Raw genomic sequence first — 17,085 nt, 5'->3', positions numbered from 1 at the left:
TCGGGATCAGGCGGAGGCGGAAGCCTGGGGGGTCTTCTCTTGGCGGATCAGCGCTTCGAATTCCGGACGGAAGTGCTTGATCATGGCGCGCACCGGCATGGCCGCTGCGTCACCCAGTGCGCAGATGGTGCGCCCCTGGATGTTGTCTGCCACCGAATTGAGCAGGTTCAGGTCGCCATCGCGCCCCTGGCCATGCTGGATACGGTCGATCACGCGCCACATCCAGCCCGTGCCTTCGCGGCACGGCGTGCACTGGCCACAGGATTCGTGCGAGTAGAAATAGGACAGGCGCAGCAGGCTCTCGACCATGCTGCGGGAGTCGTCCATCACGATGACGGCGCCCGAACCCAGCATGGAGCCGGCCTTGGCGATGGAGTCGTAGTCCATCGTGCATTCCATGATGACGGACGCCGGCAGCACCGGCGAGGAAGAGCCACCGGGAATCACCGCCTTGAGCTGGCGGCCCTTGCGCACGCCACCAGCGAGTTCGAGCAGCTTGGCGAACGGCGTGCCCATGGGCACTTCGTAGTTGCCGGGCTTTTCCACGTCGCCCGAGACCGAGAAGATCTTGGTGCCGCCGTTGTTGGGCTTGCCGCACTCAAGGTAGGCCTGGCCACCATTGCGGATGATCCACGGCACGGCCGCGAAGGTCTCGGTGTTGTTGATGGTGGTGGGCTTGCCGTACAGGCCGAAGCTGGCAGGAAACGGCGGCTTGAAGCGCGGCTGGCCCTTCTTGCCTTCGAGCGATTCGAGCAGCGCGGTTTCTTCGCCGCAGATGTAGGCACCGAAGCCGTGCGCCGCATGCAGCTGGAAGCTGAAATTGCTGCCCAGGATCCTGTCGCCCAGGTAGCCTGCGGCGCGCGCCTCTTCGAGCGCTTCTTCGAAGCGGTCGTAGGTCTGGAAGATTTCGCCGTGGATGTAGTTGTAACCCACGGAGATGCCCATCGCGTAGGCAGCGATGATCATGCCTTCGATGACGATGTGGGGGTTGAACTGCAGGATGTCGCGGTCCTTGCAGGTGCCTGGCTCGCCTTCGTCGGAGTTGCACACCAGATACTTCTGGCCGGGGAACGAGCGGGGCATGAAGCTCCACTTGAGGCCGGTGGGGAAGCCCGCACCGCCGCGGCCGCGCAGGCCCGATTCCTTGACGGTGGCGATCACCTGGTCCTGGGTGAGGCCTGCGCCTTCGCCCTGTGCCAGGATCTTGCGCAACGCTTCGTAGCCGCCGCGCGCTTCGTAGTCCTTGATGCCCCAGTTCGTGCCGTCGAGCCCCGCAACGATCTGTGGGTTGATGTGGCGGTCGTGGAAGCAGGTCTGCACGCCCGTGGCCTGGAACTGCGAGAGGATCTGTGCGGCGGTGGTCATGCTTGTCCTTCCGCAGCCTTGAGGCCGTCGACCAGCTGGTCGAGCTTGTCGCTGTCCATGAAGCTGCACATGGTGCGGTCGTTGACCAGCATCACGGGCGCATCGGCGCAGGCGCCCAGGCACTCGCACTGCTGCAGCGTGAACAGGCCGTCCGGCGTGGTCTCGCCCATGGTCACGCCGAGCTTCTTCTCGAGGTGGTGCAGCGCCTTCTGGCCGTCGCGCAGCTGGCAAGGCAGGTTGGTGCAGACGTTGAGCTTGTACTTGCCCGTCGGCTGCTGGTTGTACATGTTGTAGAACGTGGTCACTTCGTGCACCGCGATCTGGGCCATGCCCAGGTAGTCGGCGATCACGGCCTCACTCTGCACGCTGACCCAGCCCTGCTCCTGCTGCACGATGGCCAGGCAGGCCATCACGGCAGACTGCTTCTGCTCGGGCGGGTACTTGGCGACTTCGCGCGCAAAACGGGCAAGGGTTGCCTCGGTGATGGCGGCGGTGCCAGCGGTCAGGTTCTTCGATTCGGTCGTACTCATCGGTCAATCTCCCCGAACACGATATCCATGGTGCCGATGATGGCCACGGCGTCGGCGATCATGTGGCCGCGGGCCATCTCGTCGAGCGTGGCCAGGTGCGCGAAGCCGGGCGCACGGATCTTCAGGCGGTAGGGCTTGTTGGCGCCATCGCTGACCAGATAGATGCCGAACTCACCCTTGGGATGCTCCACGGCGGCATAGGCTTCGCCTTCGGGCACGTGAAAGCCTTCGGTGAACAACTTGAAATGGTGGATCAGCTCTTCCATGTTGGACTTCATGGATTCGCGGTCGGGCGCAGCCACCTTGTGGTTGTCGGTGATGACCGGGCCGGGGTTGGCGCGCAGCCAGTCCACGCACTGCTTGATGATGCGGTTGGACTCGCGCATTTCGTGCACGCGCACGAGGTAGCGGTCATAGCAGTCGCCCGTCTTGCCCACGGGCACGTCGAAGTCCATGCGGTCGTAGACGTCGTAGGGCTGGGTCTTGCGCAGGTCCCATGCAATGCCGGAGCCGCGGATCATCGGGCCGGTCATGCCCAGGTTCAGCGCGCGCTCGGGCGGCACCACGCCGATGCCCACGGTGCGCTGCTTCCAGATGCGGTTGTCGGTGAGCAGGGTCTCGTACTCGTCCACGCAGCCCGGGAAGCGCTGGGTGAAGTCGTCGATGAAGTCGAGCAGCGAACCCTTGCGGTTCTGGTTCATGGCCTCCAGGGCCTTGGCGTTCTTGATCTTGCTGACCTTGTACTGCGGCATGGAGTCCGGCAGGTCGCGGTACACGCCGCCCGGACGGAAGTACGCCGCGTGCATGCGCGCGCCGGAGACGGCTTCGTACATGTCGAACAGGTCTTCGCGCTCGCGGAAGGTGTAGATCAGGATGGTGGAGCTGCCGCAATCGTTGCCGTGCGAGCCGAGCCACATCAGGTGGTTCAGCAAGCGCGTGATTTCGGAGAACATCACGCGGATGTACTGGGCGCGCTCGGGCACTTCCAGGCCCATCAGCTTTTCGATGGCCAGGCAGTAGGCGTGCTCGTTGCACATCATCGACACGTAGTCCAGGCGGTCCATGTAGGGCAGCGACTGGATGTAGGTCTTGTGCTCGGCCAGCTTTTCGGTGGCGCGGTGCAAGAGGCCGATGTGCGGGTCGGCGCGCTGGACGACTTCGCCGTCGAGCTCGAGCACCAAGCGCAGCACGCCGTGCGCTGCAGGATGCTGCGGTCCGAAGTTCAGGGAATAGTTCTTGATTTCAGCCATGGTGGGTCACGTGGGGCGCGGGCGCCTTAGTGCAGGCCTCCGTACTTGTCTTCGCGGATGATGCGCGGCGTGATTTCGCGCGGCTCGATCGACACGGGCTCGTAGACCACCCGGCGCTGCTCTGCGTCATAGCGCATCTCGACATGGCCGGACAGCGGGAAGTCCTTGCGGAAGGGGTGGCCGATGAAGCCGTAGTCGGTCAGGATGCGGCGCAGGTCGTTGTGGCCGTCGAACACGATGCCGAACAGGTCGAACGCTTCGCGCTCGTACCAGTTGGCCGAGTTCCACAGGTCGGCCACCGAGGCCACCACCGGGAAATCGTCGTCGGCGCAGAACACCTTGACGCGCAGGCGCTGGTTCAGACTGACCGACAGCAGGTGCGACACCACGCAGTAGCGCGCGCCTTCGTTGACTTCGTCGGCGTAGGCCGAGTAGTCGACGCCGCACAGGTCGATCAGCTGCTCGAACTGGCAGCCGGGCGCATCGCGCAGCTGCTGCATGGCAGCAAGGTAATCGGCGGCGGAGACTTCGACGGTGACCTCACCGAGGGCCACGTGGATCTTGCGGACCTTGTCGCCCAGCACGGCGGCAACGGTGTCCTTGATTTTTTCAGGGCGAATGGCAACAGATGTCATCGTCAACCCTCAGACGCGCGCAATGGTGTTGGTGCGGCGGATCTTCTGCTGCAGCTGGATGATGCCGTAGATCAGCGCCTCGGCCGTGGGGGGACAGCCGGGCACGTAGACATCCACGGGCACGATGCGGTCGCAACCGCGCACCACAGAGTAGCTGTAATGGTAGTACCCACCGCCATTGGCGCACGAACCCATCGACAGCACCCAGCGGGGCTCCGACATCTGGTCGTACACCTTGCGCAGGGCAGGCGCCATCTTGTTGCACAGCGTGCCGGCCACGATCATCAGATCGGACTGGCGGGGACTGGCACGGAACACTTCGGCACCGAAGCGGCCGATGTCGTAGCGGGCAGCCGCTGCGTGCATCATTTCAACCGCGCAGCAGGCCAGACCAAAGGTCATGGGCCACAGCGAACCGGTTTTGGCCCAATTCACCACGGAGTCATAGCTCGTGGTGATGAAGCCTTCCTTCATCACGCCTTCAATCATTGCATCAGTCCTTGTTGAAGCCCGCTGTCATTCCCAATCGAGGGCGCCTTTTTTCCACTCGTAGACAAAGCCCACGACGAGGATCGTCAGGAAAATCACCACAGCCACGAAACCGGCGGCACCCACCTCGTGCAGCGTGACCGCCCACGGGAAGAGGAACGCGATTTCGAGGTCGAACAGAATGAAGAGAATGGCGACGAGGTAATAGCGCACGTCAAACTTCATGCGCGCATCCTCGAAGGCTTCAAAGCCACACTCGTAGGGGGAATTCTTGGCGTCGTCCGGGCGATTGGGGCCCAGGACATATCCGATGACAAGGGGAACAACGCCTACGGCGATGCCGACCAAGATGAACAAAAGGACGGGGAGGTACTGATCGAGGTTCATCTTGAGGATGTGCTCACCGCTGTAGCCTGGCCCGACATGGCCCTTGCTGGGTCATGTCGGGGAGGCCTTTGTTTTGGTGCCGTCGGCGAGACTCGAACTCGCACAGCTTTCGCCACTACCCCCTCAAGATAGCGTGTCTACCAATTTCACCACGACGGCTGGATGTATGTGCCTGGATGGCATGAGGAACCTTGCGGTTTTGGCTTTCCAGACAATCCAGAATTCTACCCCGTAAAAACCCTGCTCTGCGGTTCAGGGCCCAAATTAGTGCAGATTATTTAGTCGGGATCTGCGCCGCGCCAGAGGCCGGCACCACAGGCACAGGAATCGCCACAGGAGCGGCACCCGACGCAGCCGAGGCTGGCGCCGAAGAGGCTGCTGCAGGCGCTTCGAGCACGCTGCCGGAGCTGGCGGGCCGCGCGTTGCCGAAGTATGCCAGAGCCAGCGTGGCAGCGAAGAACACCGCTGCCAACACCGCCGTGGTGCGCGACAGGAAGTTGGCGCTGCCGCTGGCGCCGAACAGGCTGCCCGAGCTGCCGCTGCCGAAGGCAGCACCCATGTCGGCACCCTTGCCGTGCTGGATCAGGATCAACCCGATCATTACCAGGGCGGTGATCATCTGCACCGCCAGAACCACATTCACGATCACGTTCATTCTCTGTTTACTCCTGATTTGAATAGCTTCAGGCACGGCCCGGACGGGCAGCACCAATGATCTGCAAGAAATCGCCCGCCTTGAGCGAAGCACCGCCCACCAGGCCACCATCGATGTCCGGCTGCGCCAGCAGTTCGGCCGCATTCGCAGCATTCATGCTGCCGCCATACAGCAGGTGGATGCGGTCGGCATGCTCGCTGGCCAGGGCCAACTGCGCACGCAGCACGGCATGCATTGCCTGCGCCTGCTCGGGCGATGCCGTGCGGCCCGTGCCGATGGCCCAGACCGGCTCATACGCCACCACGATTTCGCTGATGCAGTGGCCATTGAGGTGGATCACCGCAGCCAGTTGGCGCTTGACGACGGCTTCGGTCTCACCCGCGTCGCGCTCTGCCAGGGTCTCGCCCACGCAGACGATGGGCGTGATGCCCAGCGCCAGCGCGCGCTGCGCCTTGATGGCCACGACGGCATCGGTTTCGCCGTGGTACTGGCGGCGCTCCGAATGCCCCACCAGCACATAGCGCGCACCGAACTCCTTGAGCATGGCGGCCGACGCTTCACCCGTGTAGGCACCTTGTTCGTGTGCCGACACATCCTGCGCCGCCAAGGCCACACCCGAGCCAGCGACCAGAGCCTGCACCTGGGCCAGGTAAGGCGCAGGCACCGCCACGGCCACATCGCACTGCGGCGCGGCCGAGGCCATGCCATCCCGCAATGCCTTGAGCAGCGTTTCGTTGGCGGCCAGGCCGCCGTTCATCTTCCAGTTGCCTGCGATGAGCTTCTTTTTCATGTTCACCACGTCAAAACAATCTTGCCAATGTGCTGGTTGGATTCCATCAGGGCATGCGCCTGGGCCGCATCGGCCGCCGCAAAGGTGCTATGGATGACCGGGCGCACCGTACCGGCGGCCAGCAAGGGCCACACCTGCTCGCGCAGTGCGCGTGCGATGGCGCCCTTGAAGGCCACCGAGCGCGGGCGGAGGGTGGAACCGGTGATGGTGAGCCTGCGGCGCAGCACCAGGCCGGCATTGATCTCGCCCTTGACCCCGCCCTGCACGGCGATGATGACGATGCGGCCATCCTCGGCCAGGCACTCGACCTCGCGCGCGACATAGCTGCCCGCGACCATGTCCAGCACCACGTCGACACCCTTGCCGTCGGTGATGCGCTTGGCCTCCACCACAAAGTCCTGCGACTTGTAGTTGATGGCATGGTGCGCGCCCAGGTCCAGGCAGGCCTGGCACTTGTCGTCGCTGCCCGCCGTGGCGATCACCGTGGCACCGAAGGCGCGCGCCAACTGAATGGCGGTGACGCCGATGCCGCTGGTACCGCCCTGCACCAGCAGGGTTTCACCGGCCTGCAGGCGGCCACGGTCGAAGACGTTGCTCCACACCGTGAAGAAGGTCTCGGGCAGCGAGGCAGCCTCGATATCGCCGAACCCGGCAGGCACCGGCAGGCACTGCTCGGCCGGCGCCACGCACCATTGCGCGTAGCCACCACCGGCCACGAGCGCGCAGACACGGTCGCCAATGGCCAGGCCCGAACGGGCCAGCGCATCGGCGTCACCCGCCTCCACCACACCCGCCACCTCGAGACCGGGAAGGTCGGAGGTGCCAGGCGGGGGCGCGTAGTGGCCCATGCGCTGCAGCACATCAGGGCGGTTGATGCCGCTGGCACCCACGCGGATCAGCAGCTCGCCCGCACCCGGCACGGGTACGGGGCGCTCACCGAGGCGCAAGACCTCAGGCGCGCCGAACGAGGAAATCTCCACCGCTTGCATAGGAAGGTCCGAGGTTGAAGGCATGGAAATCACCAGTCCCGACCACCGCCCGCAGGAGGCCGCTGCAAGCGGCACACCCGATGGCGGCAGCCAAGGCGATGGATCAGCCGTTCACCTGGCCGGAAGCGCCATCCGATGGCAGCGACTGCTGTTGTTGCTGCTGCTGGTCGGCTGGCTGGCGATCACGGACCTGGTCGCGGCGGGGTTCGCGGTCGCCACGCTCCTGGGGAGCTGGGCGATCGCTGAAACCACCACCCGCAGGGCGGTCGGCCAAAGCCTTCATGGACAGCTTGACGCGGCCCTTTTCGTCGGTTTCCATGACCTTGACCTTGACGATCTGGCCTTCGGTCAGGTAGTCGCCAACGCGCTCGACGCGCTCGTGCGCGATCTGGCTGATGTGCAGCAGGCCGTCCTTGCCGGGCAGCAGGTTGATCAGGGCGCCGAAGTCCAGGATCTTGGTCACAGGGCCTTCGTAGATCTTGCCGATTTCGACTTCGGCCGTGATCTGCTCGATGCGGCGCTTGGCTTCGTCGGCCTTGGCGTTGTCAGTGGCGGCGATGGTGATGGTGCCGTCTTCCTCGATGTTGATCTGGCAGCCGGTCTCTTCGGTCAGCGCACGGATCACGGAGCCGCCCTTGCCGATCACGTCGCGGATCTTCTCGGGGTTGATCTTCATCGTGTAGAGCTTGGGCGCGAAGTTGGACACTTCGGTCTTGGCTTCGCCCATGGCTTCCTGCATCTTGCCCAGGATGTGGATGCGCGCTTCCTTGGCCTGGGCCAGGGCGACCTGCATGATTTCCTTGGTGATGCCCTGGATCTTGATGTCCATCTGCAGCGCGGTGATGCCGGCGGTGGTACCGGCGACCTTGAAGTCCATGTCGCCCAGGTGATCTTCATCGCCCAGGATGTCGGTCAGCACGGCAAAGCGGTTGGCGTCCTTGATCAGGCCCATGGCGATACCGGCCACGTGCGCCTTCATGGGCACGCCGGCGTCCATCATCGACAGGCAGCCGCCGCAGACCGAAGCCATGGACGAGGAGCCGTTGGATTCGGTGATTTCCGACACCACGCGCATGGTGTAGGGGAATTCTTCCTTGGTGGGCAGCACGGCCATCAGGGCACGCTTGGCCAGGCGGCCGTGGCCAATTTCGCGGCGCTTGGTCGAGCCCATGCGGCCCACTTCGCCGGTGGCGAAGGGAGGCATGTTGTAGTGCATCATGAAGCGGTCTTCGTACTCGCCAGCCAGGGCGTCGATGCGCTGGGCATCGCGCTCGGTACCCAGCGTGGTCACGACCAGCGCCTGGGTTTCGCCACGCGTGAACAGGGCCGAGCCATGAGCACGGGGCAGCACGCTGTTGCGGATCTCGATGGGGCGCACGGTGCGCGTGTCGCGGCCGTCGATGCGGGGCTCGCCGGCCAGGATCTGGCTGCGCACCAGGCGCGCTTCGATGTCGAACAGCATGCCTTCGACCTTGACGGCGTCGAATTCCACGCCTTCGGCCTTGAGGCCAGCCATCACGGCAGCGTAGGCTTCGCGGCAGGCTTGCGTGCGGCTTTGCTTGTTGCGGATCTGGTAGGCGGCCGCAAGCTTCTCGTCGGCCAGGGCACCGACCTTGGCGATCAGGGCTTCGTCCTTGGCGGGGGCTTGCCACGTCCATGCGGGCTTGCCAGCATCACGCACCAGGTCATGGATGGCGTTGATGGCGACATTGCCCTGCTGGTGGCCGAACACCACGGCGCCGAGCATTATTTCTTCAGACAGTTGCTGGGCTTCGGATTCCACCATGAGCACAGCGGCTTCGGTGCCGGCGACCACGAGGTCCATCTGCGAGCCCTTGCGCGCGGTCTGGCCGGGGTTCAGCACGTATTCGCCATTGATGTAGCCCACGCGCGCGGCGCCGATGGGGCCGGTGAACGGGATGCCGGAGATGGCCAGTGCGGCGCTGGTGGCGATCAAGGCGGCGATGTCGGCGTCGACTTCGGGGTTGAGCGACACGGTGTGGATCACTACGTGCACTTCGTTGAAGAAGCCTTCGGGGAACAGCGGGCGGATCGGGCGGTCGATCAGGCGGCTGGTCAGCGTTTCGTGCTCGCTGGGCTTGGCTTCGCGCTTGAAGAAGCTGCCAGGGATCTTGCCGGCGGCGTAGGTCTTCTCGATGTAGTCCACCGTCAGGGGAAAGAAGTCCTGGCCGGGCTTGGCCGACTTGGAGGCCACCACGGTGGCCAGCACCACGGTGTCGTCGATGTTCACCAGCACGGCGCCGGAGGCCTGGCGGGCGATTTCGCCCGTTTCCATGATGACGGTCTTGTCACCCCATTGGAAGGTCTTGGTGACTTTGTTGAAAATGCTCATGTTCAGCTCCTTTTGTTGTAGCTGGCAGCACAGTGCCAGCCTGGCGTGGAGGGCAATTCAGAACACGATGCCATTCCAGCGGACCTGCCCCTGCGCACGGCGGCGGCAGGCCCGTTGGAATGACACAGCTTCGCTCTGTTTTGCGGCTCCGAAGTAAAAAACGCCTGAGCTAGCGGACTAACCCAGGCGTTTTGGCATGCAATCGGGATTACTTGCGCAGACCCAACTTGGCGATCAGGGCGGTGTAGCGGTCAGCGTCCTTGGCCTTGAGGTAGTCCAGCAGCTTGCGACGACGGCTCACCATGCGCAGCAGGCCGCGGCGACCGTGGTGGTCCTTGGCATGCGTCTTGAAGTGAGGGGTCAGTTCGTTGATGCGGGCCGTCAGCAGGGCCACTTGCACTTCTGGGCTACCAGTATCGTTGGCAGCACGGGCGTTGGCCTTGACGACTTCGGCCTTGATGGAGGATGCGATCATTACTTTTTCCTTGGATTGAGGCCCAGGCAGACAGCCGAAGACCCCGGTTTTTACTTGCGCCACCCGCTGGAAAGGCCGGTAGCGTGCGTCTTGCACCATGCAAAACCCTCGGATTATAGCCTGCGCCTCGGCAAATCGGTCTTTTTGGGCTTGCCGAACCCCCATGGGTGCATCCAGAATGGACTCCATCACAGGTAGTACCACCCATACCACCCCCACGGATCGCACAAAAGCAAGCGACAAAACACCCGCAAGTGCAACAGAAAGCGGGGAACACTAGGTGCAGCCGCTGGGCCGATCGACAATCACGAACACAGCGCCTGTGCCTTTCAGGACACAGCCTCCGCCCGCTCGTCCCGGCTTCCATGCCACTGGTCAGTGCGCAATGGTCACGTCACATCCGGTCACCTAATATGAAAATCATGAAAGCACCGCCCTCCTTCCATTCGCCTGGACTTCGCGCCCTTCGGGGGGCTGCGCGCATTAGCGCGGGGTTCACAGCCATTGAACTCATGGTGGTGGTGGCCATCTTGGCCGTCTTGACTGCGCTGGCGGGGCCCAGCTTCAGGCCGCTTATTGAGCGCTGGCGCGTACGCGACGCAGCCGAGAGCGTCACATCAACATTTTATTTTGCGCGCTCCGAGGCAATCAAACGGGGAGGGCAGGTCATCATCAAACCGAATGTCGGTCTGGATTGGGGGACAGGCTGGCATGTCTTCTTTGACGTAAATGGCAATGGATCCCAGATCTGCGACGCCGCCAAGACTCCGAACGAATGTGATCTGCAGCGCGTGCCAGCGCCCACCAAAGTGAGCATCGGTCTGGCGGGCACGACCACCGGCGCGATAACGATTGATCGCTGGGGGATGGCCTCGCACACAGGCGGCGCATCTACCGCACCAACTAATATGTTTTTCGAATTCATGCCTGCAGGCAAAGACATGACCGATAGCAGCGCAACCCGCGTGTGCGCAGGCATGGGAGGCCGTATCGTGCGCAAGAAAGGCTCCGAAACATGCTGAAAATTTACCCCCGTCGTGAGTCCACAAGCCCCGGTCACAAAGGATTTCCCATGCGCTCTGCAACCGTCCAACGCAGCGATTCCCAGCGCGGTATCAGCCTGATCGAGTCACTGGTCGCCATTGTCGTCATGTCTTTGGGAATTCTCGGAATCGTGGGCATACAGATGCGCACCCTCACCGACACCTCCACCACGCTGCGCAGGGCGCAGGCCATCCGCCTGATAGAAGACCTGGGCGAGCGCATGAAGATCAACCCGAATGCCTTCGCAAACATGGGTGCGTATGCAACAACATTTGCGGCAGCCCCCACCGTCGGCAGTTGCGCCACCGGCTGCACCGGTGCGCAATTGGCAACCTATGACTTGGCAGTCTGGAAAAAGGCGGTGCGGGACAATCTCCCCCTAGGCCAGGCCAGCATCTTTGTACCGCCGGCGGAAAGTGGAGTCGCGGCAGGACAGAGACGACAGCTGGGCGTGATGATCGCCTGGCGCGAGAACGAACGCGAGATAGCCGACGCCACTGACAAGAAGAAGTACAAGGAAAACATTGATGCCAGCCAGTTGAAGCTTGCCGACGGCACTTTTGAAGCAGGGGCAGGGGCAGCAGCAGCTTGCCCTGCCAACTTCACCTGCCACCTGCAATACCTTCCCGTCGCCGCCCGTTGCGCACCTTATGCCCCCGGTGGCGCCGTGGCTCAATACTACTGCCCAGGGGCGTGACATGTTTACAACCAATACATTGACCGCTGCCGGCCAGACCAAGCGCCCACGCTCTAAGCACCAAAAATTTCTACCCACGCCCTGGCAAAACCAAAAGGGATTCACGCTGATCGAGTTGATGGTCGGCATCACCATCGGCTTGCTTACCATTGCGGTGGCCATGGGGGCGCTGATGGTTTCGCGCAGCGTGTCGGGCACCGTGAGCGACACCAGCGGCATCCAGCAGCAGGCGGCCTACGCCATGCGTGTCATTGGTCTGCAGTTGCGCCAAGCAGGTTCCCTGCGCTTGAATCTGAACCCCGGCTCAGTCGTCGCACAGGATCTCTACATTGCACCCGTAGGGTTTGAGGCCACCGCCCCAGCCTCGGGCAGCGGCAAGGGCTTCGACCCAACCACCGATACCATCAGCGGCACCAACACCCCTGCCACCCTCACACTGGGCTACCGACGCTACACAGAGCCCGTGTTTACCAACGCGGCCGAGCAGACCTTGGCTCGCAATTGCGTGGGAGGCCCTGATGGCGCCAATATAGACCAGCGCCTGGAAAGCGTTTTTCAGCTCAATGGCAGCGACTTGCAGTGCGTTGGCAACAGCGCAACAGCGCAGTCCATTGTGCAAAACGTGGCCAGCTTCCAGGTGCGCTACCAGCTGCAGGACACCATGAGCACGCCAGGCAGTCCCACCATGACAACGGTCGACGCAACCGGAGTGGGCACCAACTGGGGCCGGGTGCAGGCGGTGGAGGTTTGCATGGTGCTTTATGGCGTTGAGGCCATCGACCTGCCCACCGGCAGCAACTACACCGATTGCAGCGGCACCGTTGTGGACATGAGCACCCTGACCGGGGCGCGCGCGCGCCGTATGCACTCTGTGTTTCGCAACGTGTTCCAGATGCGCAGCCAGGGGCTGACCGCCTCCATGATGTAACCCCTGACGAGAACAGTCACCATGCCAAGGTCCCCCCTCCCCAACCATCCGCCACTGCGCCCACAGCAGCGAGGCGTGGCGTTGTTTGTCGTCATCGTGTTCGTCATGCTGTCCATGCTGCTGGCACTGTGGGCATCACGCACCTCACTGTTCAACGAAATGGTGGTGGGCAATGATGCTGATTACCAGCGTGCCTTTGAAGCTGCCCAGGCTTTGCTGCAGGATGCCGAGCTCGACATCCGCGGCGAGTACGCAGATGGCACTCCGTGCGTTGCCAACTGCCGCAATCAGCTCCCAATAACTGTCCCCGAGAAAATACCTCTCGACACCCAGGAAGTCACCCCACTTTTGGCCTACCTCGACCAGAAGACCACGAAATGCTCCAAAGGCCTGTGCACCAAACGCACTGGGAGGCAGGATTTCTGGAACTACACGAGTGCTACCGACCCCGCACCCACCGATTTGAAGCCCGGTGAAGTGAAGCTCGAGGACATGACGAAGACCGATGTCGGTGTGCGCTATGGCGAGTACACCGCCGCGACCAAAGGCGATGAAACTGCAGCGAAACGCGCAAACCCCCTACTTCAATGGACTGCCGCCACACCCAATAACCAAGGTGGATGGTATTGGATTGAATTACTGCCCTACGACGAAAGCAGCAAAAACTCCGGCTTGATTGTGGGCGGAAGCAACAACCTGCTGCGCCTTAATTTGAAACCCAATATTGCTTACCGCATTACGGCGGTTGCCTATGGCCTGAAACCCAACACGATGGCAGTGCTGCAACAGACCTATGTACGACAAATCCGCAAGGATTGACGCAGCCCCTACAAACCCCATCGGCTGAAACGCTTCATAGACAAGCATCCAGCCATCGCACATCAACCCAACCTGTTTCAGGAGCGCGCCATGCCCCGCACCGCTGCCCCCCGTTTTCGCAAACACCTCATTGCCTTGGCTGCCAGCGCTGCATTAGCGCCGCACGGCGCATGGGCGCTGGACCTGGCACAGTCGCCACCTGGCACGGTAGAGCCTTACGTCACCCCCAACGTCATCATCTCGATCGACGATTCGGGGAGTATGGAGTACCGCCTCGACAAAGAGGCCAGCACCAGCAACGACCAGAAGAAGCCCAATCCAGACGGCACCTGGCCTAGCGACGCCAAACGCATCAACGTACTCAAGTACACGATGGTTGGCAGTGACGGAACGGGTGGCATCTTCCGCGACACCACCCTGTTGCCCGACAAGAAGATCCGGCTGTCGTGGCAGGCCATGTGGAACAACGGTGGCTCGGCCGACGCGCTCAGCGTCAACAGCACCACCATGAAGACCAACTCCATGCGCCGGCTGAACACCACCCACCGCAACAACTTCATCAGCTTCATCAGCGCCCTGAAGGCGACCAACGGTACGCCCTCGCACACGATGTTCAAGCAGGCGGACGAGTACCTGCGCCAGCCCCTGGGCAACAGCAGCGCATGGGCGTCTGACCCCGGCACGACAGGGGCCCCCTATCTGGCATGCCGCCGCTCTTACCACATCATGATGACGGACGGCCGGTGGAATGGCACGGCCTATGACGTTCCGGACACCAACAAACGCGACAACGCAACCAACCTGACGCTGCCCGACAGCAATGTGTATGGTGGCAGCAATGCCACGGAACGCGCCAAGACGGCGCTCTACCGCGATACGGTCAACAACACCCTGGCCGACTGGGCCTTCTACAGCTGGGCCACACCCATGCAGACCACAGGTATGACCGGTACCTTGCAGCCTGCTGCAGACTACCGCAAGGCACCCGCCACCGAGAACTTCGGCAAGGACACGGCAAACAAGGATGCCATCCTGGAGCGCTATTGGAACCCGCGTTACAACCCGGCCACCTGGGCGCACATGGTGACTTACACCATTGGCTTCAGCACTGTATCCACCACTTGGCCGGGTGCGCCCACCATTGCAGCACCCACAGAAATGACCCCGTTTGGGTATGACGGTAGCTTTCGCGATCTGGTGACGGGCACCAAGACCTGGCCCACCATGGACAACGAAAACAAGCGCTCGCTGGACCTGTGGCATGCCGCACTGAACGGCCGCGGCCGCTTCTACGCCGTGACCAAGGGCGAAGACCTGGAGAAGGCATTCCGCGAAATCTTCGGCCAGATCAATACCGCGACCGACCCCGACGTGAACTCCAGCGCCACCAGTGGCTCCAACGTCTCGCGCAGCGACGTTGGCAAATACACGGCAAACTACTTTCCCAACGATGCGTGGAGAGGCAACCTGACCGCGGACAAAGTTAAAACAGACGGCACAACTGTCAGCGATCCTGGATGGGGCGGCGAGGACACCGGCAAAAAGCTGGATGCCCTGGCCACTGTCAGCAACCGCCTGATCCTGAGCTGGAGCGACAAGTGGGACGCCAGCAAGTACCGTGGCGGCGTTCCCTTCAAATGGGCGTCGGACGAAACCAATCTCAGCACGGCGCAGAAGCTCTGGCTGCAAAAGAATGTCAGCGGTACCGACGAGGGGGCGACCAAAGGCCAGGAACGGCTTGAATACATTCGCGGCGAGCGTAGCAAGGAAGGCTCGGAAACCACGGGATACACCGGGACCAAACCCTATCGCGAGCGCAAGAGCCGCCAGGGCGACATCATCAACTCCGATGTCTGGTACACGGGGGCGCCCGCTGCGAGCTCGCTGCTCAAGGGCTACGCAAGCTATGTACGCAGCGAAAAAACGCGCGCGGCCATGCTCTACGTGGGCGGCAACGATGGCATGCTGCACGGATTTTCTGCTGCAGACGGACAAGAGAAAATTGCCTATGTGCCTCGGGGTGTGATTCCCAACCTGACCCTGCTGACCGACCCGCAATACAACAACAAGCACCGTTATTTTGTCGATGGGTCGCCCATGACCGGGGATATCGATGCCAACGGAGGCATACAGGACCCCACAGACCCCAACTATGCAGCCTTTGTTCCTGATTGGCGCACTTACCTGGTAGGCACGTTGGGCCAGGGCGGCAAAGGTTACTTTGTGCTGGATGTGACCAACCCCGCAGCCACCGCTTCGCCGGCCGGAGTACCGGGCTTTGCCGAAAGTAATGCCCAGAAGCTAGTCAAACTTGATCGCACGCGCGGCTCCACTGAAGCCGCCCCCATTTGCGGCGCCATGACAGGGGCTGAAAAAACGATGTGTGACCAAGTGGTGGAAGAAGACAAGGACATCGGCCACATCACCTTCAAACCTGTTCGTGACGACAACGACTCCATGCGCAGCGCGCAAATCACGCGCATGAACAACAACCGCTGGGCGGTGATCCTGGGCAATGGCTATAACAGTACCAACCAGCGCCCGGTGCTGCTGGTTCAGTACCTGGATGGCGCGCGTGAACTGGTGCGCCTGCCGACCACCACCCAGGCAGCGGGTACCGGCAACGCCAAGGACAATGGCTTGGGCGCTCCGCGTGTGGTGGACCTCAACGGCGACGGTCGCATTGACGTGGTCTATGCCGGGGACAACCTCGGCAATATGTGGAAGTTCGACGTGACCAGCGCCACTCCTGGCAATTGGAAGGTCGCCTTTGGCGGCAGCCCGCTGTTCACAGCCCAAGGTCCTGCGGCGCTGGGAAATGCGTCGCGCACCAAGATCCAACCGATTTCCACGGTACCCACTGTGCGTGCCAACGACCGCACCAAGAAAACGGGCAGCGGCCCCACGGAGAAGACTGTGCGTGTGGGGGGCATGATGGTGGCCTTCGGTACAGGCCGTAACGTGGACGTCACAGACCCATCGAATGTGGACGTGCAGACCCTGTACTCGGTGCTGGACAATACCCGTTACCGTGAAGTGGGCACAGGGACGAACAAGCGCCTGGAAGTCCACCCTGGCGGCGGAAGCTGCCCCAATGGTGCCGATTGCGTGCCAGCGCCCGCAGCGCTGGGCACTGGCGTCGCTACAGCCAAGCTGGCCCAGCAAAAGTTCACAGATGTCAATGCCGACTTTGCCACCGTTGATGCCGTGGACGAGTTGAAGCTGGAGACCTGGGGCAACTGGAACGGCTGGTACCTGGACCTGCCCGCCATTGGCGAACGACTGCTTAAGCCCATGGAGTTCTACGACGCCAGCAACTTGTTGACCGTGTGGTCGCAAGTTCCGGCCAAAGGCTCGAACGTGGACCCGAACGTGGAAAGCTGCGACTCCACTTCGGTGGATGGAGAGCGCCAGTACCGCTCGTTCGTCAACATCATGGACGGCAAGCGCCCTTCGGTGCAGATCGTGGACATGAACACTCCGCCAAATGGTTATGCGGATGATCAGGGGGTATCACGGAAGAAGGTTGCCAAGGGTCCGCACAGCATCATCAAGAAGGACAAGTTCGAGAACGTCGATATCGATGCAAAAAACAACAAGGAGAATCTCGCCGCCTTGCCTGAGGAATCCTTGCGTCCAAGCTGGCGCCAGATCCGGTGAACGGGGGATTAAGATGCAT

The 17,085-nt window shown here is 62.3% G+C and carries 16 protein-coding genes and 1 tRNA gene; 5 read left to right on the top strand and 12 right to left on the bottom strand.

The annotated features are described in order from the left end of the window. Positions 1-6 precede the first annotated feature (6 nt). The 12 genes from nuoF to rpsO form a co-directional block, all read right to left on the bottom strand. Positions 7-1,365, bottom strand: coding sequence for an NADH-quinone oxidoreductase subunit NuoF (gene nuoF, locus ACSQ9E_RS04095; protein ID WP_427999722.1), 1,359 nt, complete (start codon positions 1,363-1,365; stop codon positions 7-9). Then, a complete protein-coding gene (gene nuoE / locus ACSQ9E_RS04090; RefSeq protein ID WP_057202180.1) occupies positions 1,362-1,895 on the bottom strand; it encodes an NADH-quinone oxidoreductase subunit NuoE in 534 nt (177 codons plus the stop codon). Before nuoE ends, nuoF begins: the two co-directional genes overlap by 4 nt. Continuing rightward, complete coding sequence (locus tag ACSQ9E_RS04085) at positions 1,892-3,145, bottom strand: NADH-quinone oxidoreductase subunit D (protein WP_057202179.1); 1,254 nt, start codon at positions 3,143-3,145, stop codon at positions 1,892-1,894. The genes nuoE and ACSQ9E_RS04085 overlap by 4 nt, the downstream gene beginning before the upstream one ends. Positions 3,146-3,171: 26 nt before the next feature. Then, entirely contained in the window at positions 3,172-3,780 is a 609-nt protein-coding gene (locus ACSQ9E_RS04080) for an NADH-quinone oxidoreductase subunit C (protein WP_057202178.1), read from the bottom strand. Positions 3,781-3,789: 9 nt separating this feature from the next. Further along, the gene (locus ACSQ9E_RS04075; RefSeq protein ID WP_007849129.1) at positions 3,790-4,269 is read right to left on the bottom strand and encodes a NuoB/complex I 20 kDa subunit family protein; all 480 of its coding nucleotides are present in this window, start codon (positions 4,267-4,269) and stop codon (positions 3,790-3,792) included. A 27-nt stretch (positions 4,270-4,296) separates the two neighbouring features. Then, positions 4,297-4,656: an NADH-quinone oxidoreductase subunit A gene (locus ACSQ9E_RS04070; RefSeq protein WP_179681534.1), complete on the bottom strand. Its 360-nt coding sequence runs from the start codon at positions 4,654-4,656 to the stop codon at positions 4,297-4,299. Positions 4,657-4,730: 74 nt separating this feature from the next. Next, a tRNA-Leu gene (locus tag ACSQ9E_RS04065) sits at positions 4,731-4,815 on the bottom strand. A gap of 115 nt (positions 4,816-4,930) precedes the next feature. Further along, positions 4,931-5,311: a preprotein translocase subunit SecG gene (secG, locus tag ACSQ9E_RS04060; RefSeq protein WP_057202176.1), complete on the bottom strand. Its 381-nt coding sequence runs from the start codon at positions 5,309-5,311 to the stop codon at positions 4,931-4,933. A 28-nt stretch (positions 5,312-5,339) separates the two neighbouring features. Then, positions 5,340-6,101, bottom strand: coding sequence for a triose-phosphate isomerase (gene tpiA, locus ACSQ9E_RS04055; RefSeq protein ID WP_436216969.1), 762 nt, complete (start codon positions 6,099-6,101; stop codon positions 5,340-5,342). Positions 6,102-6,103: 2 nt separating this feature from the next. Continuing rightward, positions 6,104-7,090: an NAD(P)H-quinone oxidoreductase gene (locus tag ACSQ9E_RS04050; RefSeq protein WP_436220182.1), complete on the bottom strand. Its 987-nt coding sequence runs from the start codon at positions 7,088-7,090 to the stop codon at positions 6,104-6,106. A 103-nt stretch (positions 7,091-7,193) separates the two neighbouring features. Then, entirely contained in the window at positions 7,194-9,443 is a 2,250-nt protein-coding gene (gene pnp, locus ACSQ9E_RS04045; protein ID WP_436216968.1) for a polyribonucleotide nucleotidyltransferase, read from the bottom strand. Between the two features lie 208 nt (positions 9,444-9,651). Continuing rightward, complete coding sequence (rpsO, locus tag ACSQ9E_RS04040; RefSeq protein ID WP_005793232.1) at positions 9,652-9,918, bottom strand: 30S ribosomal protein S15; 267 nt, start codon at positions 9,916-9,918, stop codon at positions 9,652-9,654. Positions 9,919-10,331: 413 nt separating this feature from the next. On the opposite strand from rpsO, the gene ACSQ9E_RS04035 reads away from it, so the two are divergent. From ACSQ9E_RS04035 to ACSQ9E_RS04015, 5 genes are all read left to right on the top strand, one after another. Beyond that, positions 10,332-10,940 (top strand): GspH/FimT family pseudopilin, encoded by a 609-nt coding sequence (locus ACSQ9E_RS04035; RefSeq protein ID WP_436216967.1) that lies wholly within the window; start codon positions 10,332-10,334, stop codon positions 10,938-10,940. Between the two features lie 50 nt (positions 10,941-10,990). Then, positions 10,991-11,659, top strand: coding sequence for a type IV pilus modification protein PilV (gene pilV, locus ACSQ9E_RS04030; RefSeq protein ID WP_436216966.1), 669 nt, complete (start codon positions 10,991-10,993; stop codon positions 11,657-11,659). A 118-nt stretch (positions 11,660-11,777) separates the two neighbouring features. Continuing rightward, positions 11,778-12,587 carry a PilW family protein gene (locus ACSQ9E_RS04025; protein WP_436220181.1) on the top strand — a complete coding sequence of 270 codons (810 nt, stop codon included), beginning with the start codon at positions 11,778-11,780 and terminating at the stop codon, positions 12,585-12,587. 21 nt (positions 12,588-12,608) lie between these two features. Then, positions 12,609-13,406, top strand: coding sequence for a pilus assembly PilX family protein (locus ACSQ9E_RS04020; protein WP_436216965.1), 798 nt, complete (start codon positions 12,609-12,611; stop codon positions 13,404-13,406). A gap of 90 nt (positions 13,407-13,496) precedes the next feature. Beyond that, complete coding sequence (locus tag ACSQ9E_RS04015) at positions 13,497-17,066, top strand: pilus assembly protein (protein WP_436216964.1); 3,570 nt, start codon at positions 13,497-13,499, stop codon at positions 17,064-17,066. Positions 17,067-17,085 lie beyond the last annotated feature (19 nt).

The organism is Acidovorax sp. LjRoot118, from assembly GCF_964253575.1.
In the GTDB taxonomy this organism is placed as follows: domain Bacteria; phylum Pseudomonadota; class Gammaproteobacteria; order Burkholderiales; family Burkholderiaceae_C; genus Acidovorax.
The sequence above is the reverse complement of the archived record's forward strand: the minus strand, read 5'-3'. Positions and strand labels throughout refer to the sequence as shown.

Bases quoted from the DNA above. Each gene is read 5' to 3' on its own strand.
- nuoF (WP_427999722.1), bottom strand. From the start codon at position 1,365: ATGACCACCGCCGCACAGATCCTCTCGCAGTTCCAGGCCACGGGCGTG.
- nuoE (WP_057202180.1), bottom strand. From the start codon at position 1,895: ATGAGTACGACCGAATCGAAGAACCTGACCGCTGGCACCGCCGCCATC.
- ACSQ9E_RS04085 (WP_057202179.1), bottom strand. From the start codon at position 3,145: ATGGCTGAAATCAAGAACTATTCCCTGAACTTCGGACCGCAGCATCCT.
- ACSQ9E_RS04080 (WP_057202178.1), bottom strand. From the start codon at position 3,780: ATGACATCTGTTGCCATTCGCCCTGAAAAAATCAAGGACACCGTTGCC.
- ACSQ9E_RS04075 (WP_007849129.1), bottom strand. From the start codon at position 4,269: ATGATTGAAGGCGTGATGAAGGAAGGCTTCATCACCACGAGCTATGAC.
- ACSQ9E_RS04070 (WP_179681534.1), bottom strand. From the start codon at position 4,656: ATGAACCTCGATCAGTACCTCCCCGTCCTTTTGTTCATCTTGGTCGGC.
- secG (WP_057202176.1), bottom strand. From the start codon at position 5,311: ATGAACGTGATCGTGAATGTGGTTCTGGCGGTGCAGATGATCACCGCC.
- tpiA (WP_436216969.1), bottom strand. From the start codon at position 6,101: ATGAAAAAGAAGCTCATCGCAGGCAACTGGAAGATGAACGGCGGCCTG.
- ACSQ9E_RS04050 (WP_436220182.1), bottom strand. From the start codon at position 7,090: ATGCAAGCGGTGGAGATTTCCTCGTTCGGCGCGCCTGAGGTCTTGCGC.
- pnp (WP_436216968.1), bottom strand. From the start codon at position 9,443: ATGAGCATTTTCAACAAAGTCACCAAGACCTTCCAATGGGGTGACAAG.
- rpsO (WP_005793232.1), bottom strand. From the start codon at position 9,918: ATGATCGCATCCTCCATCAAGGCCGAAGTCGTCAAGGCCAACGCCCGT.
- ACSQ9E_RS04035 (WP_436216967.1), top strand. From the start codon at position 10,332: ATGAAAATCATGAAAGCACCGCCCTCCTTCCATTCGCCTGGACTTCGC.
- pilV (WP_436216966.1), top strand. From the start codon at position 10,991: ATGCGCTCTGCAACCGTCCAACGCAGCGATTCCCAGCGCGGTATCAGC.
- ACSQ9E_RS04025 (WP_436220181.1), top strand. From the start codon at position 11,778: ATGGTCGGCATCACCATCGGCTTGCTTACCATTGCGGTGGCCATGGGG.
- ACSQ9E_RS04020 (WP_436216965.1), top strand. From the start codon at position 12,609: ATGCCAAGGTCCCCCCTCCCCAACCATCCGCCACTGCGCCCACAGCAG.
- ACSQ9E_RS04015 (WP_436216964.1), top strand. From the start codon at position 13,497: ATGCCCCGCACCGCTGCCCCCCGTTTTCGCAAACACCTCATTGCCTTG.